Origin of the sequence: Massilia alkalitolerans DSM 17462 (assembly GCF_000427785.1) — a bacterium.
Lineage (GTDB): Bacteria > Pseudomonadota > Gammaproteobacteria > Burkholderiales > Burkholderiaceae_D > Telluria > Telluria alkalitolerans.
In genome coordinates this window covers 15,563-37,666 of the sequence record NZ_ATYR01000013.1, presented here as the reverse complement: position 1 = coordinate 37,666, position 22,104 = coordinate 15,563, and the positions used below count along the sequence as shown (strand labels likewise).

Sequence of the window (22,104 nt, the reverse complement as noted above, 5' to 3'; positions counted from 1 at the left end):
GTGATTCCTATTGATGTGAATCGAGCGACAGGCCAAGCAGGCGCTGTTGCAGCTCGTCGTCGTCCGCCAACGCCGCCATCGAGCCGGCATGCACGACGCGGCCGTCGTCCATCACGCTGACCGTGTCGCCCAGCGAACGGACAAAGTTGAAGTTCTGCTCGACCAGCAGGATGCTGGTGCTGGTGTCCTTCAGTTCGCGGAAGGCGGCCATCAGGCTCTGGATGATGGCCGGGGCCAGGCCCTTGGTCGGTTCGTCGACCAGCAGCAGCTTGCGCGGCTCGACGATCGCGCGCGCGATCGCCACCATCTGCTTCTGGCCGCCCGAGAGGTTCCCGGCCGGGTAGTTCCAGAATTTCTTCAGGGCCGGGAAGAAGCCGCAGATCCAGTCCACGCGCGCCTCGTCCAAAGGACCGTTCCGGGCGGCGAGGTACAAATTTTCGCGCACGGTCAGGTCGGAGAACACGGCCATGCTTTCCGGGACGTAGGCTATTCCCAGGCGGGAGATGTCGGGCGTGGCCATCTTCGTGATGTCGCGGCCCTCGAAAGTGATGGAGCCGGCGCTGGCCTTCCACAGGCCCATGATGGTGCGCAGGGTCGTGGTCTTGCCGGCGCCGTTGCGGCCCAGCAGGATCGACAGGCCGCCGCGCGGGACCACCAGGTCGACGCCCTGCAGGATGTGGTACTGGCCGATGTGGGTGTGCACGCCCTTCAGGACGAGCAGCGGCTCGTTGGAGGTATCAGGCATGTGCGACGTTTGTTGATTCAGGTGTTCCAAGATAGGCTTCCTGTACGATCTTCGATTGCATGACCTCGGCTGGTTTGCCGTCCGCGACCAGGGTGCCGTTGTGCAGCACGATGATGCGGTCGGCCAGGGCGCGCACCACGTCCATCTTGTGCTCGACCAGCAGCACGGTCTTGTTGCGCTCCTGCTTGACGGCATGGATCAGGTCGAGCACCACCGGCACTTCGTCCACGCTCATGCCGGCGGTGGGTTCGTCGAACATCATGATGCTGGGTTCCAGCGCCAGCAGGATCGCCACTTCCAGCTTGCGCTGGTCGCCGTGCGAGAGCGTCGCCACGTAGGCGTCGCGGCGCTTGACCAGGCCCACGCGCTCCAGGTAATGCTCGGCGCGCGCGATGGGTTCCCGGTGGCTCGACCAGATCGAGAAGAAGTTCAGGCCCAGGCCGGCGCGGCTCTGCACTGCCAGTCGTACGTTTTCCGCCACCGTCAGGTTGGGGAACAGGTTGGTGAGCTGGAAGGCCCGGCCTACTCCCAGGCGGGTGCGCTTGGCGGCGCCCGCGCGGGTGATGTCCTGGCCATTCACGAACACGCTGCCCGAGGTGGCGGGCAGTTGCCCCGACACCAGGTTGAAGTAGGTGGTCTTGCCGGCGCCGTTGGGCCCGACGATGACCGTCAGGGTGCCGGGATAAAAGTCCGCCGTCACCGCGTTCACCGCGACGTGGCCGCCGAAGCGGATGCTCAGGTCGCGGGTGGACAGGGAAGGTGCAGCGGACTGCAGCGATGCGGGAGCCGTCATGTCAGCGCTTGTTCCGCACCGGCAGCGGCAGTTCGGACGCAGGGATCTCGCGCACCAGTTCCAGCAGGTCCCACTCGTTCTTCTGGTCCTTCTTGATGCGGAAGTGGTACATCGGCTGGATCGCCTGGTGGTCTTCCTTGCGGAAGCTCATCCGGCCCTTCGGCGTTTCGAAGGACAGGCCTTCCATTGCCGCCACCATCTCGTCGCCGTTCTTGGCGTTGGGCGCCTTCGACAGCGCGGCAACCACCGCGCCGGCTGCGGCCATCCCGCCGGCGGTGAACATATCGGGCGGCATCTTGAAGCGCTTGGTGTGCTCGGCCACCAGCCAGTCGTTCATCTTGTTCTTCGGGAAGCCGTAGTAGTAGTTGATGGTGCCTTCGGTGCCGGCGAAATTCTTCCAGGTCTTCATCACCGGCAGGATGTTGCCGCCCGGGGCCAGCGCGATGCCGAAGCGCTCCGGCTTCATGTCGGCGATCTTGTTCAGCGGATTCGGGCCGGCCCAGACGATCTGCAGCACGCGCGGCTGCGGCTTGTCCTTGAGCTTGTCGAACAGGCGCTGGGCCGGTGCGGTGAAGTCGGTGGCGGTGGCCGGCGCGTATTCCTCGTGCACGACGACGGCCTTGCTGCCGGTGGTCTTGAGCGCTTCCTTGCCGGCCTCGATGGCGTCGCGCCCGAAGGCGTAGTCCTGCGCCAGGAAACCGACGCTGCCGCTCTTGAAGGTGCTGGCGGCGGCCAGCGCATCCTGCATCGAGCTGCGCGCGGTGCGGAAGATGTACTTGTTCCACTTTTCCTGGGTGATCGCGTCGGCCACGGCCGGTTCGACGATCAGCACCTTCTTGTATTCCTTGGCGACCGGCAGCATGGCGATGGCCGAGCCGGACGAGGTGGTGCCGACCGCGATGTCGACCTTGTCGTCGCCGTAGGCTTCGGCCAGCAGGGTGCGGCCCAGCGACGGGTTGGACTGGTCGTCCTTGACGATGACCTTGATCTTGCGCCCATTGATCTGCATGGTGCCGCCGGTGAGATACTCGAGGCCCATCATGAAGCCGGTCTCGGTTTCCTTGGCATAGGCTTCGAGCGGGCCGGTCTTGCCGGCGATGAGGGCGATCTTCAGGTCCTTGCCCTGTGCATACGCGCCAGGCGCAGCGCTCGCCGCGAAGGCGGCGACGATGGCGATGGGCAGGGGTTTGATCAGGTGATGCATGTCAGTCTCCTTGTGATTCTTACGGTAGCTTGGACAGGAAAGCGCGGATCGCCTCCAGCGCTTCCGGCTCGGTGAGCATGGGCGCATGGCCGACGTTCGGCACTTCCGCGTAATGCAGTTCCGGGGCGGCCTTGCGCATCCAGTCGGCCTGTTCCTGCTCGACCAGGTCGGACAGCGCACCGCGCACCAGGAGGGTGGGGCGGCGCCGCGCCAGCCGGCGGAAGGCCATGCGCGCGGCCAGCGAGGTCGGACGCAGTTTACCCGTCTGTATCGCATTCGCGATGTTCGGATCGTAACGCAGCGCCAGCCTGCCGTCATCCTTCTGTTCGAAGGCGCGGCGCGCCCACTTGCCCCATTCCTCGTCGGAGTTGTCGGGGAAGGCGCAAGCGTTGATGTCGCGCAGGTAGGCGGCAGCGTCGTCCCAGCTCGCGAGCGCATTGCAGCGGCCCGCATAGCCTGCGATGCGCTGCAGGCCGCGCACCGACAACACCGGGCCGACGTCGTTGAGGACGGCGGCGGCGATCAGATCGAGGCGACGCGCCGCCAGGGTCATGGTGATCAGGCCTCCCATCGAGGTGCCCACGAAGATGGCGCGCCCCAGGCCCAGGTGCTCCATCAGCCGGGTGACGTCGGCGGCGTAGACGTTCGGGTTGTAGTTGTCGGGATTGGGGTCGTGCGCCGAGTGGCCGCGGCCGCGCACGTCGACCGCGATCACGCGCCGGCCCATGGCCGAAAGTATGGGCGCGAGTTCGTCGAAGTCGGCGGAGTTGCGTGTCAGGCCGTGGATGCAGATGACCGGCAGCCGCGCGCCGGCGCCGGCGTCGGCGGCCGCGCCTGTCGCCGCGCTTGTTGGCGGATAATCGCGCGCGTACAGCGCCAGCCCGTCGCTGCTGGTGTAGCTGATTGGTGTGTAGATAGACACGCTGGCTTGTATCCTGTGTTCGTTCGGGGCGCTTTGAAGCGTTTGTTCGGGCGGCAAACCTCCCGGCCGGCGCCGCGAGGGGCGCCAGCCTGGAGCTGCTGCGGGTACTTCGGTGGAAGGTTTAGAAGCGGTACTCGAGCGTTGCCGAGACCTGGCGTGGGTTGCCGTAGAACGCGGTCAGGGTGCCTTCGTTGCCCAGGGTCGGGAACAGATAGCCGCCGGTCTTGTAGTGCTTGTCGCTCAGGTTCTTGCCGTGCAGGCCGACGCGGACCTTGCCATCGGTGCGCGTCCAGACGATGCTCGCGTCATACAGCTTGTACGACTCCTGGTCCAGCAGCGATGCGGTCTCGAACTGGGCGGTGGCGCCCTTGTACGAGGCGCTGCCGATCAGAGACAGCTTGCCGCCATGGCCTGCGACCGGCATCGGGATGTCGTAGTTGAAGCGCAGGTTGGCCGAGTTCTTCGGGGTGTTCTGGAAGGTGCGCTGGCTCGCCACGTTGACGCCGGCCGCGATGTATTCCTTGTACTCGGCGTCGATGTAGCTGTACATGCCCGCGATCATGAAGTTCGGGGTGAGATTGGCCACGGCTTCCAGTTCCGCGCCCTTGATCTTGGCCTTGCCCGCGTTGGTGGTCACGCCGGCGAAGCTGTCGTCCTTGCCGTCGCCGTTGGTGTCGATCGCCACCGAACCTGGGATCTGCACGTCCTGGTAGTCGCTGTAGAACACCGCCGCGTTGGTGGTGATGCGGCCGCCGTTGAAGGCCGACTTCAGGCCCAGTTCGTAGGTCTCGATGGTTTCCGGCTCGTAGCCGCGCTGCGCCACCGCGATCGGGATGCGGGTGCCGACCACGTTCAGGCGCGGCTCGAAGCCGCCGCCCTTGAAGCCTTCGGAGTAGGACGCGTAGACGTTGTGGTCCTGGTTCAGCTTGTAGTTGAGGGCCACGCGCGGGGTGAACTTCTTGTCTTCGCGCTTCAGGACGCCGCCACGCAGGTCGGTGTCGGTGCGGAACAGGATGGCGCCGGCATTGCCCAGGGCCGGCGAGCCGCCCGCGCCCAGGTAAATCTGGCGCAGCACTTCGGCTTCACGCTTGTCGACGGTGTAACGGCCGCCCAGCGAGACGCTGAAGGCGTCGGTGACGTTGTAGCTGCCGTCGGCGTAGATCGCCCAGGCCTTGGTGTCGATGTCGCCCATCGTGTAGGTCGAGGTCGGGACCGCGCCGCCCAGGATGGTGTCGAAGTGGTTGAAGGCGTTGGCATCGATGTAGTAGATGCCGGCCACGCCTGCCAGTTTGTCGCCGGTGTAGGTGAGGTTGAATTCCTGGCTGAACTGCTTGTTGGTGTACAGGGCCGGGACTTCCATGTCGACCACCGCCAGCGAGTCGAAGTCGATCGGCGCATAGGACTTGTCCTTGCGCGAGGCTGTGATCGATTTCACGGTCCACTCGTTGTTGAGGGTGTATTCGACGGTGGCCGACACGCCGTGCGCCTTGACTTCCTGGTCCTTGCCGAGCGCCTTCATCAGGTTGGCGCGGGTGTCGAAGACGTTCGAGAGGATCGGGGCGCCGCTGGTGCGGCCGACGATCAGGCGGTGGCCGTTCTTCGGGCTGGAGTCGTCCTGGGTGACGTCGCCGGCGATGCGGATGAACAGGTCCTGGTTAGGGGTGAACTCGGCCGACAGGCGGGCCGCCGTCACATCCTTGTCGTAGTTCTCGCCGCCGGTGGTCAGGTTCTTGCCGAAGCCGTCGCGCTTGAAGCGGGCGAAGGTGCCGCCGATGCGTGCGGTTTCCGAGATCGGGGTGCTGGCGGTGGCGACGATTTCCTTCTGGCCGTACTGGCCGATGGTGGCGCGCAGGCGCGCGTCGGTCTGCGGCGCCAGTTTGCGGGTGACGTACTTGACGGCGCCGCCAATGGTGTTGCGGCCGTACAGCGTGCCCTGGGGGCCGCGCAGCACTTCGATGCGCTCGACGTCGTAGATGTCGGCCACGGCAGCCTGCGGCCTGGCCAGGTAGATATCGTCGATGTAGATGCCGACGCCCGACTCGAAGCCGGCCAGCGGGTCGGCCTGGCCGACGCCGCGGATGAAGGCGGTCAGGGTCGAGTTGGTGGCGCGCGAGGCTTTCAGGGTGGTGTTCGGCAGGGCGGTGGCGAGGGCGGTGATGTCCGGCGTCGCTACCTTGGAGAGCTGGTCGGCGCTGAAGGCGGTGACCGAGACCGGCACGTCCTGCAGGGTTTCCTCGCGGCGGCGGGCGGTCACGACCACCTTGTTGACGCCGCCTTCTTCGGCACTGGCCACTGGCGGGGCAGTGGTGGCTTCCTGGGCGAAGGCCACGTTGCCGCCCGAGAGGACGAGCAGGGCGACGGCCGATTGGATGGCGGGGTTCAGCAGCTTCAGTTTGTTCTTGGTCAGACGCATTCATGTCTCCTAATTTTTGATAGCGGCATGCGTTCAGGTTTTCGCATGGTCAGCAGTGTGCCTTGCTCCGGTTTGGTTAGATAGTCAACAATCGCCCACCCCTTTGTGCAAAAATGCACAGCCCGCTGCACCAGGTTTGTGCGCGTGTTGACGAGGGAGGAATCCGGCGGCGCACCGTTTGTGCGCTGCCGCATGGGAAATGCTGCAAATGATTGCAGGGGGAATGTGCACTAGTGCACAATATGCTTCTTGATATCGAACAAGCCGTCCGATGAATACGCTGCCTGAGTGGACCGACCTGCGATTCTTCCTGGAGCTGGCGCGCGCCGGCACCCTGTCGGGCGCCTCGCGCCGGCTGGAAGTGGAGCACACGACCGTGGCGCGCCGCATCGACCGGCTCGAAGCCCAGCTCGGCTCAACCCTGTTCGACCGTTCGCGCGAGGGCTACGAGCTGACCGAGGTCGGGCGGGCGCTGCTGCCGCATGCCGAGGCGATGGAAGGCGCGGCGCTGGCGGCGGCCGAGCAGATCGGCGGGGCCGAGGTGGCGGCGCACGGCGTGGTGCGGCTCGGCGTGCCCGAGGTATTCGGGGTGCGGGTGGTGGCGCCGCTGCTGGCCAGGCTGCTGGAGCAGCATCCCGACCTGTCGATCGACCTGCTGGCGCTGCCCAGCTTCGCCAATCTGGCCAACCGCGAGGCCGACCTCGGCGTCACGATGGACGCGCCCACCACCGGCCGCTACATGGTGACGCGGCTGGCATCCTTCCACTTCTACCTGTATGCGTCACCAGGCTACCTGGCCAGGCATCCTCCGATCCGCACCCAGGCCGACCTGGCCGGCCATGACTTCGTCGACTACGTGCAGGACCGCCTGGCCAGCCGCGAACTGTCCTACCTGAACGAGCTGGGTTTCACGCCGCGGCGGCGCATGTGCTGCTCGGGCATGACGGCGCAGCTGGAAGCCGCGTCGCTCGGCATGGGCCTGATGATGGCGCCGCCCTATGCGGTGCCGGACAACGGCCGCCTGGTGCGGGTCCTGCCGGATTTCCACGCCGAGCGCGCATTCTGGCTGGCGGCGCCGACCGACCTGTACCGGCTGCGGCGGGTGAAGGTGGTGTGGAACCTGCTGCGCGAATGCGCGGAGAGCCATCCGGACCTGTTCGTGGCGGACGACGCGGGCGCGTGACAGCCCCGCGCCAGGGGCGTATCAGGCAGTGAGTCCATTGCGCTCGAGCGTGCGCGCGAGATCGGCGTGGAAGGCCGAGAAGTCCAGGGCCTTTTCGACAAAACCGCAGGCCCCGAGCATGCGGGTGCGCACCTGGTCCGAACCGCTGCGCGAACTCGACAGGACGATGATGGGGATGTCGGACAAGAAGGGTTTCGAGGAGAGTTCCTTCAGCACTTCGAAGCCGTCGACCTTGGGCAAGGCCAGGTCCAGCAGGATGACGTCGAAGTCGCGGGTCTGGTCCAGCGTGTTCAAGGCTTCTTCGCCGTCCGAGACCACCGTCACCTGATAGGCGTTGTCGCAACGTTGCAGAGCCCGTTGCGTCAACTCGGCGTCCAGGGGCAGGTCATCTACGATCAATACTTTCATTCGCGGATAGTACCCGAATCGCAGGATTGTGTCGAAATTTCACATTTTTCCATCGTCCGGAGCTCAGCGGCCGGGGCGGAACGGATTGCGTTCGTTGAGCTCGTCCATGTAGTCGTCGATCCCACCCCGCTCGCGCTCCAGGAAGCGCTCGATCGCATCCGCGAAAGAAGGATGCGCCAGCCAGTGCGCCGACCAGGTGCGGGTCGGCAGGAAGCCGCGCGCCATCTTGTGCTCGCCCTGGGCGCCGCCCTCGAAGGCCCCGATCCCCTGCTCGATGCAGAACTCGAGCGGCTGGTAATAGGCCGCCTCGAAGTGCAGGCAGGGCACGTGTTCCAGTTCGCCCCAGTAGCGCCCGAACAGCGTGCTCTCGTTGTGGATCACCAGCGACGCCGCGATGTCGCGCCCTTCGCGCGAGGCGATGACGAGCAGGATGTTGTCGGGCATGCTCGCGCCGATACGCCGGAAGAAGTCCAGGTTCAGGTAGGGCGTCGAATAGTGGGCCTTGTAGGTGTGGCGGTAGCAGCGGTTGAACAGGACCCAGTCAGCGTCCGTCGCATCGGGCCCGCGCACGCGGCGCATCGTCACGCCAGCCTCGCGCACCTTTCGCCGTTCGGCGCGGATGTTCTTGCGCTTCTTCTGTTCGAGCGTGGCCAGGAAGTCTTCGAAAGTACCGTATCCCCCGTTCAGCCAATGGAACTGGACGCCGCTACGCAGCATGAAGCCTGCCTCCTGCAACTGGCGCGCCTGTTCCTCGGGCGGGAACAGCACATGGGTCGAGGAGACCTCGGCCGCGCCCTGCGTGGCCACCAGCACCTCGACCAGCGCGGCCCTTGCCGCGTCGTCCACCGCCATCAGGCGCGGACCCGCCACCGGCGTGAACGGAATCGCGGAGAGCAGCTTCGGGTAGTACTCGACCCCGTGCCGGTGGTAGGCGTCGGCCCAGGCCCAGTCGAACACATATTCGCCGTAGGAGTGGCCTTTGACGTACAGGGGCAGGGCGGCGGCCAGCTGCTCGCCGTCGTGGAGGACGATGTACTGCGGCTGCCAGCCGGTCTCGGGCGCCGCGCTGCCCGATTCGTGCAGCGCGTGCAGGAAGGCATAGGACAGGAAGGGATTGGGATCTTCCTGTGCCGAGACCAGCGCGTCCCACTGTTCCTGGCCAATCTCGGACAAGGAAGAAACGATATGCGTGCGATAATTCAAAATGACATCCCTAACGAATTGATGAGCGACGACTTCGCGAAAGTCTCACCAATGAACAAGCAATTCTTCAATCTCTACACGCACCACTTCGCCCGCGTCGCCGTGGCCATCCCGCGCTGCCGCATCGCCGACCCGGCCTTCAACGTCGAGCAGACCTTGGCGCTGGCCCGCCAGGCCGCCGACGAAGGCGCCGTGCTGGTGGCCTTCCCCGAGCTGGGACTGTCGGCCTACAGCTGCGAAGACCTGTTCCACCAGCGCGCCCTGCTCGACGGCTGCCTCGATGGCCTGGCGAAGATCATCGAGGCTTCGAAGGCGCTGCCGGTGGCGCTGGTCGTCGGCCTGCCGCTCAAGGTCAACCACCAGCTCTTCAATTGCGCCGCCGTCGTTGCGGGTGGCCGGGTGCTGGGCGTGGTGCCCAAGAGTTTCCTGCCTAATTATGGCGAGTTTTACGAATCCCGGCAGTTCAGTGCGGCCGATTGCGCGGCGGTCGACCGAATCGACCTGTTCGGCGCCACCGTGCCTTTTGGTGCGAACCTGCTGTTCGAGATCGAGAACCTGCCCCTGTTCCGGTTCCACGTCGAGATCTGCGAAGACGTCTGGGTGCCGATTCCCCCGTCCTCGTTCGCCGCGATGGCCGGCGCCACGGTGCTGGTCAACCTGTCGGCCTCGAACGTCGTGGTGGGCAAGAGCGGCTACCGCCACCAGCTGGTGAGCCAGCAGTCGGCGCGCTGCCTGGCCGCCTATCTGTACACCTCGGCCGGGCGCGGCGAGTCGACCAACGACATGGCCTGGGACGGCCAATCGCTCATCTACGAGAAGGGCGAGCTGCTGGCGGAATCGGAACGCTTCAGCGACGATTCGCACGTGATCTTCGCCGACGTCGACCTCGACCGCCTGTCGAACGAGCGCATGCATGCGACCACCTTCGCGCAATCGGTGCGCCGCCATGCGGAAGAGGTGTCGAAGTTCCGCCTGGTGCAGTTCACGCTCGAGCTGCCCCTGGAGCGCGACATGCCGCTGGCGCGTACGATCGAACGCTTCCCCTACGTGCCGGCCGACGTGGCGCGCCGCGACGAGCGCTGCCTTGAAGTCTACAACATCCAGGTGCAGGCCCTGATCCAGCGCCTGTCGAGCACCGGCATCAAGAAGGTGGTGATCGGCGTTTCCGGCGGGCTGGACTCGACCCATGCGCTGCTGGTCTGCGCCAAGGCCATGGACCGCCTTGGCCTGCCGCGCACCAACATCCTCGCCTATACGATGCCGGGCTTCGCCACCAGCGAGCGCACGCTCAAGCAGGCCAACGACCTGATGGCGGCGGTGGGCTGCAGCGCCCAGCTGATCGACATCCGCCCGAGCTGCATCCAGATGCTCAAGGACCTCGGCCACCCCTACGTGGAGGGCAAGGCGGAATACGACATCACCTTCGAGAACGTGCAGGCCGGCGAGCGCACCAACCACCTGTTCCGCCTGGCGAACTTCCACAACGGGATCGTGATCGGCACCGGCGACCTGTCCGAACTGGCGCTGGGCTGGTGCACCTACGGCGTGGGCGACCACATGTCGCACTACAACGTCAATGCCAGCGTGCCCAAGACCCTGATCTCCTACCTGGTGCGCTGGGTGGCCGAGACCGGCGCGGTGGTGGAAAATGGCGCCGATGTGCTGCTGAAGATCCTGGACACCGAGATCAGCCCCGAGCTGGTGCCCGGAGGGGACAAGGATGGCAAGCCGGCCCAGATCACCGAGGACACCATCGGCCCTTACGAGCTGCAGGACTTCAACCTGTACTACACGATCCGCTACGGCTTCAAGCCGAGCAAGGTGGCCTTCCTTTCCTGGAGCGCCTGGCACGACCGCGAGCAGGGCAGGTGGCCGAGCGCGGCCAACGTGCGCAACGAGTACGATCTGGCTGCGATCAAGAAGAACCTCGGCATTTTCCTGTGGCGTTTCTTCAAGACCAGCCAGTTCAAGCGCACCTGTGTGCCGAACGGGCCGAAGGTCGGCAACGGCGGCTCGCTGTCCCCGCGCGGCGACTGGCGCGCACCGTCGGATTCCGAGGCCACCGTGTGGATGGACGACCTCAAGAATATCCCTGATTGATTCCTGTTTTTTAGAGAGAAAAGAAAATGAAACAGATTACCTGCGTGATCAAACCCTTCAAGCTGGACGAAGTGCGCGAGGCGCTGGCCGAAGTGAACGTCACCGGCCTGACCGTGACCGAAGTGAAGGGCTTCGGCCGCCAGAAGGGCCACACCGAGCTGTATCGCGGCGCCGAGTACGTGGTGGACTTCCTGCCGAAGGTGAAGATCGAGGTGGTGGTCGACGACGGCATGGCCGACCAGGTCGTGGACGCCATCATCAAGGCAGCCCGCACCGGCAAGATCGGCGACGGCAAGATCTTCGTGCAGAATGTGGAGCAGGTAATCCGCATCCGTACCGGCGAGACCGGTCCCGACGCCGTCTAAGCCGGCGCTTCCAGCTTCGCGGCTGGTATCCCGCGTTTCCCAAGCTCATCAGTTGTAGTCCTATTCTTGCTTCATGAGAAGCCAGCCTGCTATTCGAGCGCAGGCTGAGCTGAGCTATCATACATAAAACTTGTCTAATTGACATGTGTGCGTGTAGCTCGCTCTTCCAACAAGCCTAGAGAGAACAACATGAGCGACCTGGAAAAAATCCATATCGGTATCCCCGAGCTCGACATGGTCTTGCGCGGCGGCTTGCCGAAACAGCGTATCCACCTGATCGAGGGCCGTCCCGGCTCCGGCAAGACCACCATCGGCCTGCGCTTCCTGATCGACGGCGCGGAAAAGGGCGAGAAGTGCCTGTATATCTCGCTGTCCGAGACGGTCGAGGAACTGCGCGCCACCGCGGCCAGCCATGGCTGGTCGCTGGACGGCATCGTGCTGCGCGAAGTCGTGCCGGCGGAAGCCCAGCTTGGGCGCCAGCAAAGCGTGCTGTTCCCGTCGGAGGTCGAACTGGGCCAGACCATCGCGGCGATCACGGAGGCGGTGCAGGAGGCGGCGCCAAGCCGGGTGGTGATCGATTCGATGTCGGAACTGCGCATGGTCGCCGATGATCCGATGCGCTACCGGCGCCAGATCGTCGCCCTGAAACGCTTCCTGCTGGGGCAGAACTGCACCACGCTCTTGATGGACGACCTGACCGACGAGCCGCGCCAGTACGACCTGCAGGGCACGGTGCATGGCGTGATCACGCTGGAGCAGCGCGAGCGCGAATTCGGCGCCGCGCGCCGGCGCCTGCGGGTGGTCAAGATGCGCGGCGCCGAGTTCCAGAGCGGCTGGCACGACTTCGCCATCACCGAGCGCGAGGTGTTCGTGTTTCCCAGCCTGATCGCGGACGAGCACAAGGGCGAACGCATCCGCGACACGATCACCAGCGAAGTCCCGGCCCTGGACACGATGCTGGGCGGCGGCTTGATGCGCGGCACCTCGGTGATGATTCTCGGACCCACCGGGGTCGGCAAGTCTTCGCTGGCCCTGCAGTACGCCAACGTGGCGGCCGATCGCAATGAGCACGTCGCCTACTTCGCCTTCGACGAGTCCAGGGAAACCCTGATCGACCGGGCCAACGGCCTGTCGATGCGCGCCGCCGATGCCATCAACAACGGCACCATCTACTGGGAGCGCATCAATCCCTCGCGCATCTCGCCGGGAGAGTTCATCTGGAAGGTGCGGCGCCAGGTGGAGGACCATGGCGCGGCCGTGGTCGTGATCGACAGTCTGAATTCCTACCTCGAGACCATGCACGAGGAGAAGGCGCTGATGCTGCAGATGCACGAGCTGCTCAGCTACCTGTCGCACCAGGGCGTGCTGTCGATCCTGGTCGTGGGCCAGAGCGGCCTGCTGGAAAACGTGGGAGACCCGCTCGACATCGCCTTCATCAGCGACACCGTGATCCTGATGCGCTACTTCGAGGCCGAGGGCGAGGTCCGCAAGGCGATCTCGATCGTCAAGAAGCGGCCGGGCCGCCATGAAAGCAGCATCCGCGAGTTTTCCCTGACCAGTGCCGGCGTCGCGGTCGGCCCGCAACTGGGTGGCTTGGAGGGCGTGCTGACCGGCGTGCCGCGCGCCGCGCAGGAGGATTCCGACCCGCCGCCGGTGCAACATGACTGACCCGCGCAAGCCCGGCGCCAGCGTGGTCGCCGCGATCTGCGCGCCTTTCGGCTACGACGAACAGGCGCTGGCCGGCCTGCTGGCGGAGTGGGGCGCGCAGGCCCGGCCCTGTGCCGACGGGGCGCAGCTGGCCGCCGCGGTGGAGGACCCCGGCGTCTGGCTGCTGCTGCTCACCGACGACGCCTTGGAGGCGCATGCCACGCCGCTGGCCGCTGCCCTGCAGGGCCAGCCCGCCTGGTCGGACATGCCGCTGATCGTGCTCAGCGCCCAGGCGGGCAGCGGTGGCTCGCACCTGCAATGGAGCTTCCTGCGCCAGTTCGCGAACATCACGGTGCTGGGGCGGCCCGGTTCCGCCAACGTCCTGCGCACCGCCTTCGATGCCGCCTGCCGGGCACGCGCCTGGCAGTACACGGTGCGCGACCAGATGCAGACCCTGTCGGGCGCGGCCACGCTGCTGGAGCAGCGGGTGCTGGAACGCACCGCCGAACTGGTCGCCGAAACCGAAACCCGCAAGCGCGTCGAGAGCGCCCTGAACGAGGCGCGCAAGCTGGAAGCGATCGGGCGGCTCACCGGCGGCGTGGCCCATGACTTCAACAACCTGCTGCAGGTGATCCAGGGCTCGACGACCCTGCTGCCGCTGGTCGAGCCGGGCAGCGAACGCTGGCAGCGTGCCCTGCATGCGATCCAGCGCGCGGCCTCGCGCGGCGCCAAGCTGACCCACCAGTTGCTGGCCTTCGGCCGGCGCCAGGCATTGAGCGGCGGCGCGCTCGACATCGCGCGCCAGCTCGAGGAGATGCAGGACTTGCTGCAGCAGTCCCTGCGCGAACGGATTGCGCTGAGCCTGGAGGTCGAACCCGGCCTGTGGCTGGCCGATGCCGACCTGACCCAGCTCGAGGTCGCGCTGCTCAACCTGGCCGTCAACGCCAAGGACGCAATGCCGGACGGCGGCGCAGTCACCATCCAGGCGCGCAATCTCAGCCTGCCGTCGCCAGGCTTGCCGCAGCTGGAGCTGAGCGGCGACTTCGTCTGGCTGAGTGTGCGTGATACCGGTACCGGCATGCCGCCCGAGGTGGTGCGCCAGGCCTTCGATCCCTTCTTCACGACCAAGCCGGTCGGCGCCGGGACCGGTCTGGGTCTGAGCCAGGTGTACGGTTTTGCCAAGCAATCAGGCGGCACGGCCTGGATCGACAGCTCGGCGCAAGGGACGGCGGTATCGATCCTGCTGCCGCGCAGCAGGGCCGCCAGGAGGCAGGAGAAGGAGGACGGCGCCGCCTCGCCGCCCCTGGTGGCGGGCGCCCGCGTGCTGTATGTCGAGGACGATGCGGCGGTCGCCGACGCGACCCTGGAGCTGCTCGCCAACCTCGGCTGCGAAGCCACGCTGGCACGCGACGCCCAGGACGCGCTGCGGCATCCACTGGAGCGCTTCGACCTGGTGTTCTCCGACGTCGTCATGCCGGGGGCCATGGACGGCATCGGCCTGGCGCATCACCTCCGCACGCAGCACCCGAAACTGCCGGTGCTGCTGGCCAGCGGCTATGTGGTCGCGCCCGAGCGCCTGCACGGGCTGGACGTCAGCGTACTGGCCAAGCCTTATACGCAGGAAGAATTGCGCAGGGCACTGGCGCGCCTGCTGGCGCGAGGGGAAAGGAGCGCTTAGCGCCCCATCTGCAGATCGAACTTCCAGGTGATCAAGCGCAGCCCGCTGATGAACAGCGCGCTGGTCCACAGGGCGAAATCCGGCTCCACGCCATAGTGGCGCATCATGAGGTACAGCCAGTTCCCCAGGAAGGCGCAGATCGCGTAGGGCTTCCCGTCGCGGAACACCATCGGCACTTCGTTGCAGACGATGTCGCGCAGCACCCCGCCGAAGATCCCGGTGATCACGCCCATCATCGAGGCGATGAAGATCGGCATGTCGGCCGCCAGCGCGGCGGATACCCCGGCTATCGAGAACAGGCCCAGGCCCACCGCATCGGCGATCACGATCAGGCGTTCCGAGACGATCTGGCGCAGGGTGCGGATCAGGGGGGAGGCCACCAGGGCCAGCACGAAGATCAGGATCGCGTATTCCTGGTGGATGACCCAGAACAGCGGCCGGCGGTCGAGCAGGATGTCGCGCAGGGTACCGCCGCCGAAAGCGGTGATGAAAGCCACCGTGAAGACGCCGACCAGGTCCATGCGCTTGCGCCGCGCTTCGATGAAGCCGGAGAAGGCGCCGACCAGGATCGCCATGATTTCGATGAACTTGATGAGGGTCATGCGGTAATGAAGAGCGGACAGTGTTGCTAGACTACCATGCCGCTCTGCATTTACGGTAGGGTGGTCGGCTCCGCCGACCGCGCGTTCAGCTCCGGCATGCACGGCCACAGCGCGTCCGGGAGTTGGACGCGCGCACGGCGAAGCCGTGCACCCTACAGCAGAGGCAAACGCACCGAGAAAATGACCTCGTTTCCATCATGGCGGTAGGCGATGTCGCCATGGTGCTCGCGCACGATCTGCTGCGCGATGTACAGCCCCAGCCCCATGCCCGTGCGGTTGCGCGGGTTGTTCAGCGAGGCGCGCTTGAAGGGGTTGAACAGGGTCGCCACGAGTTCCGGCGGGATCTGGGCGCCCGCATTGCTGACGTCGACCACCGCTTCCTTGCCGTCGACCCGGACGCAGACGCGCACCGGCTTGCCCACCTCGCCATGGTGGCGCGCATTGCTCAGCAAGTTGGACAGCACCTGCGCCATCCGCCCGCTGTCGGCATTGACCATCGCCTGCTCGTCGCAGGCCAGCTGGAAGGGGATGGTCGGGTAGGCCAGGCGCGCTTCGTCGATCAGGTCTTCCACCAGGGCCGTCAGGTTGACCGGCTCGAGCGCCACGCCCAGGCCCAGGCCGCCGTCGATGCGGCTCATGTCCAGCACCTGCGTGATCATGCGCTGCATGCGGCTGGTGGAGGACTGGATGCGCTTGCCCAGGGTCGGCTGGCTGTTGCCCTTCTCGAGCACCATGCCGGCCATGTTGATCGAATGGAGCGGGTCGCGCAGGTCGTGGCCGAGCATGGCCAGCAGCTGGGCCCGCGTGGCTTCGGTCTGGGCGCGGCGCGAGTTCATCACGCGCACCAGCTCGGCCAGGGTCAGGCGCGAATTGGACAGGACGGTCGATTCCCACGGATGCGCATGGCCGCGCACCGTCTGGTACCAGGCGTCGAACGAGCCGCGCGGCGTCAGGCGCTCGCCGAGCGGGCCGAAGGCCGTGGTCTTCTCCGGACGCCCACCCCAGGCGACCTGCTCGATCTGCTCGACCCGCAGCACCACGTTCCAGCCGTTCGCGGCCGGATCGAAGGGCAGGGCCAGCATGCCGACCCATTTGCCGAGCCGGTCGCGGATCGCTTCCGGCCAGTCGTCCAGCTTTTCGCGCACCACCAAATCGTGCGCGCCCTCGGGCAGCGAGGCGACGATGGCCTCGGCCAGTTCGTGCGGCACATCGCCCCGCACCTGCACCTTGTGGTAGTAGCTGGTGACCTGGGCCTGCGCCTGGGTCGCCTCCAGGATGGCGTCGGAGAAGCGGCCGAAGGTCTCGAGCGGATCGTCTTCCAGCAGCAGGTCTTCGACCAGCTTGGTGCGGGTCGAGGCCGCGCGCTCGATCATCTGGCTTTCCAGGCGCGACTCGATGCTGTGGATGGTCGAGGCCATCACCTGGGCCAGCACGTCGCAGGCCATGCGGATCGAATAGGGCACGAGCTTGCGCGACATGTGGTGGCAGGCGATCAGTCCCCACAGCCGGTTGTTGATGACGATCGATACGCTCATCGACGCGCCGACGCCCATGTTCTTCAGGTACTCGATGTGGATCGGCGAGACGCTGCGCAGCACGGTATGGCTCATGTCGAGCGGCAGCGCATCCGGCGCGCCCAGCAGCGGCACCATGGAGTCATTGATGTCGATGATCGAACGCAGCGTGTTCAGCACATACAGGCGGCGCGCCTGGGCCGGGATATCCGAGGCCGGGTAGCGCTGGCCGAGGTAGGGCACGATATCCTCGCGCCGGGCTTCGGCCACCACGTCGCCGCTGTCGTCCGGGCGGAAGCGGTAGGCCATCACGCGGTCGAAGCCGGTGATCTCGCGGATCTGGTCGACCGCGATCGACAGCAGGCCTTCGATGGTCTTCTGGCGGCGCAGGCGGTCGATCGAGCCATGCGCCCTGACCGCGAACAGCGCCACCTCATCGGCGCTCGCCTCGCGCTGTTCGAATTCGGCAGTCACGCGGCCGAGGGCGGCGTGGACGACGCAGTCGAAGTCGGCGCCACCGATACAGACCGGAACCATCGAGGGCGTGACTTCAGCTTCTCCCGGTCCGATGTACTCGACCAGCAGTTCCAGCGCGGCCGGCGGCAGATCGAGCGAGGCATAGGGGGCGCCGAGTTCGGGCGTGAGCCCGAGCATGGCCGGCGCGTTGGCGCTCCAGCCTTCCAGCGCGCCGTCGGCAGTGAAGAAGAGGAGGGCGCCATGGGGCTGGATCGAGCCGGGGATGTGGATCGGCTCGTCGGCGCAGTTCAGCAGGTCGACCTGGCGACCGTGCTCCATGGGAATCACGGTAGTACCCTTCAATTCGCCACCATCCCCTTCTCGTCAATTCCGGCAAATGCCGGCCGATGGCATTTTACAGGTAATACATATCAGGACACATTGTATTGTTGTGTCCATGTTGCATTCCGTGCGTCGGCTCACTCGAGCAAGGCGGGGCGCAGCAGGACGATCAGGGCCCCGTGTCCGCCATCTTTTTTACCGGCAACGCAGAAAGCCACGACCTCGCTCTTCTGCACCAGCCAGCTGTGCACGATGCCGCGCAGGACCGGCTGGCCTTGCGGCGAGCCGTAGCCGATGCCGTGGACGATGCGCACGCAGCGCACGCCGCGGCGGTTGGCGCGGTGAAGGAAATCGGTGAGGGCGTCGCGCGCCCCATCGCGGTTCAGGCCGTGCAAGTCGAGCTCGTCCTGCACGGGCCAGTGGCGCTTGCGCAGCTTTTTTACGACGTCCGGCCCCACGCCCGGTTGGGCGTAGCTCAGCGACGGGTCTTCGTCGAGCAGGCCGTCGACGTCGAACTCGTCGGACAGCGACTCCCGTAGGACCGCTTCGATTTCCTCTTCCTCGGTGAGCGGGGTGCGGTCCTTGAAGGCGCGGTCGGAGGCCACGTACACCGGACGGTATACGTAGCGGTCCGATTCGGGAATCTTGGTCACGCCCTGCATCGCGCCGCGGAACTCCACGGCGCGCTCCTTCGCGATCCGCTCGCGCTTCTCGCGCTCGGCTCGCTCGATGGCGCGCAGGCGCTCGTCTTCCTTGAGCTTGTCGCGCAAGCCCTTCAGTTCAGCGAAATCCTTCATGCCCGCCATCGTACCGCTACTTGCTTATTTAGGATCGTCTTCCAGCGCTTCGAGATAACGCTGCGCGTCGAGCGCGGCCATGCAGCCGGTGCCCGAGCTGGTGATCGCCTGGCGGTACACGTGGTCCTGCACGTCGCCGGCGGCGAACACGCCCGGCACGCTGGTGGCGGTCGCCATGCCCTCGGTACCCGAGCGGGTCTTGATGTAGCCGTTCTGCATGTCCAGCTGGCCTTCGAAGATGCCGGTGTTCGGCTTGTGGCCGATCGCCACGAACAGGCCGTGCACGGCGATGTCCTTGGCTGCGCCGGTCTCGGTGGACTTGATGCGCAGGCCGGTCACGCCGCTGTTGTCGCCCAGTACCTCATCCAGGGTGTGGTTGAGTTCGAGCACGATCTTGCCTTCCTGGACCTTGTGCATCAGGCGGTCGACCAGGATCGGTTCGGCGCGGAACTTGTCGCGGCGGTGGATCAAGGTGACCTTGGAGGCGATGCCGGCCAGGTACAGGGCTTCCTCGACCGCGGTATTGCCGCCGCCGATGACCGCGACTTCCTGGTTGCGATAGAAGAAACCGTCGCAGGTGGCGCAGGCCGACACGCCCTTGCCCATGAACGCCTGTTCCGACGGCAGGCCGAGGTACTGGGCCGAGGCGCCGGTGGCGATGATCAGGGCGTCGCAGGTGTACTCGTTGCTGTCGCCGACCAGGCGGATCGGCTTCTCGTTCAGGAACGTGGTGTGGATGTGGTCGAACACGATCTCGGTGTTGAAGCGTTCCGCATGCTGCAGCAGGCGCTGCATCAGCTCCGGACCCTGCACGCCCAGCGGGTCGCCCGGCCAGTTCTCGACGTCGGTCGTGGTCATCAGCTGGCCGCCCTGTTCGACGCCGGTGACCAGCATCGGGCTCAGATTGGCGCGCGCGGCGTACACCGCTGCGCTGTAGCCGGCAGGACCGGAACCGAGAATCAGGACTTTGGCGTGTTTGGAAGTAGTCATGGGAGGCTTCAATAAGAGATGAACAAGCGGAAACTGGGGGCGGCCTTTAGAAAGATCAAGGCTCGGTTTGCAACACAAGATTATAGACGATGATGCACACGAGCATGAATCGTAGGCCAGCCCAGCCGTATATGGCTTAGAATGGGCGGATTGTCGATAGCGAATACTTCTGTTTCGCTTTCCATGTCACTTTCGTAGTACAAGCAATGAGCAAGAACAGCCAAGCCAGCACTTCTGGATACACCCGCACTGCGCAATCCACACGCGCCCGCCAGCCCCTGCCTGGCCGGCTGTCGCGCCTCCTGTCGGAAGCGCGCTGGATCGCCATGGCCGTCGCCTTCCTGTATTTCGTCCTTATTTTATTAAGCTACAACAAGGGCGATCCGGGCTGGTCGCACGCCAATTCCGTCCCCAAGATCGCCAACCTGGGCGGCAAGGCCGGGGCCTGGCTGTCCGACCTGCTGCTGTTCATCTTCGGTTTCTCGGCCTGGTGGTGGGGCGTGATCTTCCTGCGCGGGGTCTGGAAGGGCTGGCGCCGCCTGACCGACAAGCTGGCCCCGGTGGGCGACGAACCGCTTCATGCCGGCGAGATGTACGTGCGCTGGACCGGCTTCGCCATCATGCTGGCCGGCAGCCTGGGCCTGGAATACCTGCGCCTGTGGACCTGGAACGTCGAGCTGCCGCGCGCCGCCGGCGGGGTGCTGGGCCAGCTGATCGGCCATTCCGCCCACGTCGCCTTCGGCTTCACCGGCGCGACCCTGCTGCTCCTGCTGCTGTTCGGCCTGGGCTTCTCGCTGTTCTTCCAGGTCTCCTGGCTGGCCGTGGCCGAGCGCATCGGCGAGTCGGTCGAGAACACGATCGACTGGTTCCGCATGCGCATGGAAGACCACGAAGACCGCAAGCAGGGCGAAGCCGCCGCCGTCAAGCGCGATGAGCTGGTGGTCAACGAGCGCCAGAAGTACACCGAAAAGCATCCGGCCCCGCCGCCGATCGTCAAGGCCGAGCCGATGCTCGAGCCGCGCGCCGAATCCCGTCCGGAACCCGTGATCCTGCCGCCGTCGACGCCGTCCTCGCTCGCCATGTCGCCGGCGGCCCCGTCGCCGGTGGCCAGCGCCGCATCGACCATCAAGATCGAGCCGCAGATGACCAGCGTGCCGAAGTCCGAGCGCGCCCAGAAGGAAATGCAGACGCCGCTGTTCCACGAGCTGGCGGGTGACGGCGGCCTGCCGCCGCTGGCGCTGCTGGACGAAGCCCCGCCGGCGCAAGAGACGGTGGCGGTCGAGACCCTGGAATTCACCAGCCGCCTGATCGAGAAGAAGCTGTCCGACTTCGGCGTCGAAGCCAAGGTCGTAGCCGCCTATCCGGGCCCGGTGGTCACCCGCTACGAGATCGAGCCGGCCACCGGCGTGAAGGGCAGCCAGATCGTCAACCTGGCGCGCGACCTGGCGCGCTCGCTCTCGCTGACCTCGATCCGCGTGGTCGAGACCATCCCGGGCAAGAACTACATGGCGCTCGAGCTGCCGAACCCGAAGCGCCAGATCGTGCGCCTGTCGGAGATCGTCGGTTCCAAGGTCTATGGCGACAGCGCCTCCGCGCTGACCGTCGCCCTGGGCAAGGACATCGCCGGCAAGCCGGTCTGCGCCGACCTGGCCAAGATGCCGCACCTGCTGGTGGCGGGTACCACCGGTTCCGGTAAGTCGGTGGGCATCAACGCGACCATCCTGTCGCTGCTCTATAAATCCGATCCGGCCGACGTGCGCCTGATCCTGATCGACCCGAAGATGCTGGAGATGTCGGTGTACGAAGGCATCCCGCACCTGCTGGCGCCGGTCGTGACCGACATGCGCCAGGCCGGCCATGCCCTGAACTGGGCCGTCAACGAGATGGAGCGCCGCTACAAATTGATGTCGAAGCTGGGCGTGCGTAACCTGGCCGGCTACAACGGCAAGATCGTGGAAGCGGCCAAGCGCGAAGAGCATATCCCAAATCCGTTCTCGATCATGCCGGACAACCCCGAGCCGCTCGAGAAGCTGCCGACCATCGTCATCATCATCGACGAACTGGCCGACCTGATGATGGTGGTCGGGAAAAAGGTGGAAGAACTGATCGCCCGTATCGCCCAGAAGGCGCGCGCGGCCGGCATCCACCTGATCCTGGCAACCCAGCGTCCGTCGGTGGACGTGATCACCGGCCTGATCAAGGCGAACATCCCGACCCGCATCGCCTTCCAGGTCTCGTCGAAGATCGACTCGCGCACCATTCTCGACCAGATGGGCGCGGAGACGCTGCTGGGCATGGGCGACATGCTCTACATGCCGCCGGGGACCGGCCTGCCGATCCGCGTGCACGGCGCCTTCGTGTCGGACGACGAAGTGCATCGAGTTGTAAAACATCTCCAGTCGCTCGGTGAACCGAACTATATTGAAGGCATTCTCGAAGGCGGTACGCTGGAAGAGGGCAATGCCGAGGGCATCCCGGCGGGCGAGGGCGGCGGCGAATCCGACGCGCTCTACGACCAGGCCGTGGCCGTGGTGCTCAAGAACCGCAAGGCCTCGATCTCGCTGGTCCAGCGCCACCTGCGTATCGGCTACAACCGCGCGGCCCGCCTGATCGAGCAAATGGAACAGAGCGGCCTGGTGTCGCCGATGCAGTCGAACGGCAACCGCGACATCCTCGTCCCGGCGACGACCGCCGAATAACCGGTCTGTCACCGTATTCGGGCGGGTCGTGATGCGGTCCACT

17 protein-coding genes are annotated in these 22,104 nt (G+C 65.8%); 6 read left to right on the top strand and 11 right to left on the bottom strand.

Annotation, left to right across the window (positions count from 1 at the left end; genetic code table 11):
* Positions 1-7: 7 nt before the first annotated feature.
* The 5 genes from YWC_RS0114560 to YWC_RS0114540 form a co-directional block, all read right to left on the bottom strand.
* Positions 8-745, bottom strand: a complete 738-nt coding sequence (locus YWC_RS0114560) for an ABC transporter ATP-binding protein (RefSeq protein ID WP_027866040.1) — start codon at positions 743-745, stop codon at positions 8-10.
* Positions 738-1,538 (bottom strand): ABC transporter ATP-binding protein, encoded by an 801-nt coding sequence (locus tag YWC_RS0114555; protein WP_027866039.1) that lies wholly within the window; start codon positions 1,536-1,538, stop codon positions 738-740. The genes YWC_RS0114560 and YWC_RS0114555 overlap by 8 nt, the downstream gene beginning before the upstream one ends.
* 1 nt (position 1,539) lies before the next feature.
* On the bottom strand, positions 1,540-2,742 hold the full coding sequence (locus YWC_RS0114550) for a substrate-binding domain-containing protein (RefSeq protein ID WP_027866038.1): 1,203 nt from the start codon (positions 2,740-2,742) through the stop codon (positions 1,540-1,542).
* Between the two features lie 19 nt (positions 2,743-2,761).
* Entirely contained in the window at positions 2,762-3,664 is a 903-nt protein-coding gene (locus YWC_RS0114545; protein WP_027866037.1) for an alpha/beta fold hydrolase, read from the bottom strand.
* A 121-nt stretch (positions 3,665-3,785) separates the two neighbouring features.
* Entirely contained in the window at positions 3,786-6,077 is a 2,292-nt protein-coding gene (locus YWC_RS0114540) for a TonB-dependent receptor (protein WP_027866036.1), read from the bottom strand.
* Between the two features lie 271 nt (positions 6,078-6,348).
* Here YWC_RS0114540 and YWC_RS0114535 point away from each other — a divergent pair, with 271 nt between their 5' ends.
* A complete protein-coding gene (locus YWC_RS0114535; protein ID WP_027866035.1) occupies positions 6,349-7,260 on the top strand; it encodes a LysR family transcriptional regulator in 912 nt (303 codons plus the stop codon).
* Between the two features lie 21 nt (positions 7,261-7,281).
* On the opposite strand, the gene YWC_RS29440 is transcribed toward YWC_RS0114535, so the two are convergent.
* Positions 7,282-7,668 carry a response regulator gene (locus YWC_RS29440; protein WP_051306468.1) on the bottom strand — a complete coding sequence of 129 codons (387 nt, stop codon included), beginning with the start codon at positions 7,666-7,668 and terminating at the stop codon, positions 7,282-7,284.
* Positions 7,669-7,731: 63 nt separating this feature from the next.
* Positions 7,732-8,871, bottom strand: coding sequence for a GNAT family N-acetyltransferase (locus tag YWC_RS0114525; protein WP_027866034.1), 1,140 nt, complete (start codon positions 8,869-8,871; stop codon positions 7,732-7,734).
* Between the two features lie 51 nt (positions 8,872-8,922).
* Between YWC_RS0114525 and YWC_RS0114520 the strand changes: the two genes are divergently transcribed.
* From YWC_RS0114520 to YWC_RS29435, 4 genes are all read left to right on the top strand, one after another.
* Positions 8,923-10,971: an NAD(+) synthase gene (locus tag YWC_RS0114520; RefSeq protein WP_027866033.1), complete on the top strand. Its 2,049-nt coding sequence runs from the start codon at positions 8,923-8,925 to the stop codon at positions 10,969-10,971.
* A 26-nt stretch (positions 10,972-10,997) separates the two neighbouring features.
* Positions 10,998-11,336 (top strand): P-II family nitrogen regulator, encoded by a 339-nt coding sequence (locus tag YWC_RS0114515; protein ID WP_027866032.1) that lies wholly within the window; start codon positions 10,998-11,000, stop codon positions 11,334-11,336.
* A 189-nt stretch (positions 11,337-11,525) separates the two neighbouring features.
* A complete protein-coding gene (locus YWC_RS0114510; RefSeq protein WP_027866031.1) occupies positions 11,526-13,004 on the top strand; it encodes an ATPase domain-containing protein in 1,479 nt (492 codons plus the stop codon).
* The gene (locus YWC_RS29435) at positions 12,997-14,661 is read left to right on the top strand and encodes an ATP-binding protein (protein ID WP_051306467.1); all 1,665 of its coding nucleotides are present in this window, start codon (positions 12,997-12,999) and stop codon (positions 14,659-14,661) included. The genes YWC_RS0114510 and YWC_RS29435 overlap by 8 nt, the downstream gene beginning before the upstream one ends.
* On the opposite strand, the gene YWC_RS0114500 is transcribed toward YWC_RS29435, so the two are convergent.
* The 4 genes from YWC_RS0114500 to trxB form a co-directional block, all read right to left on the bottom strand.
* Positions 14,658-15,263 carry a trimeric intracellular cation channel family protein gene (locus YWC_RS0114500; RefSeq protein ID WP_027866030.1) on the bottom strand — a complete coding sequence of 202 codons (606 nt, stop codon included), beginning with the start codon at positions 15,261-15,263 and terminating at the stop codon, positions 14,658-14,660. The genes YWC_RS29435 and YWC_RS0114500 overlap by 4 nt on opposite strands.
* 152 nt (positions 15,264-15,415) lie before the next feature.
* Entirely contained in the window at positions 15,416-17,596 is a 2,181-nt protein-coding gene (locus YWC_RS0114495; RefSeq protein WP_229413110.1) for an ATP-binding protein, read from the bottom strand.
* A 116-nt stretch (positions 17,597-17,712) separates the two neighbouring features.
* On the bottom strand, positions 17,713-18,381 hold the full coding sequence (locus YWC_RS0114490; RefSeq protein ID WP_027866028.1) for a Smr/MutS family protein: 669 nt from the start codon (positions 18,379-18,381) through the stop codon (positions 17,713-17,715).
* 15 nt (positions 18,382-18,396) lie between these two features.
* Positions 18,397-19,362, bottom strand: a complete 966-nt coding sequence (gene trxB, locus YWC_RS0114485; protein WP_027866027.1) for a thioredoxin-disulfide reductase — start codon at positions 19,360-19,362, stop codon at positions 18,397-18,399.
* Positions 19,363-19,568: 206 nt separating this feature from the next.
* Here trxB and YWC_RS0114480 point away from each other — a divergent pair, with 206 nt between their 5' ends.
* On the top strand, positions 19,569-22,061 hold the full coding sequence (locus YWC_RS0114480; protein ID WP_027866026.1) for a DNA translocase FtsK: 2,493 nt from the start codon (positions 19,569-19,571) through the stop codon (positions 22,059-22,061).
* Positions 22,062-22,104: the final 43 nt, after the last annotated feature.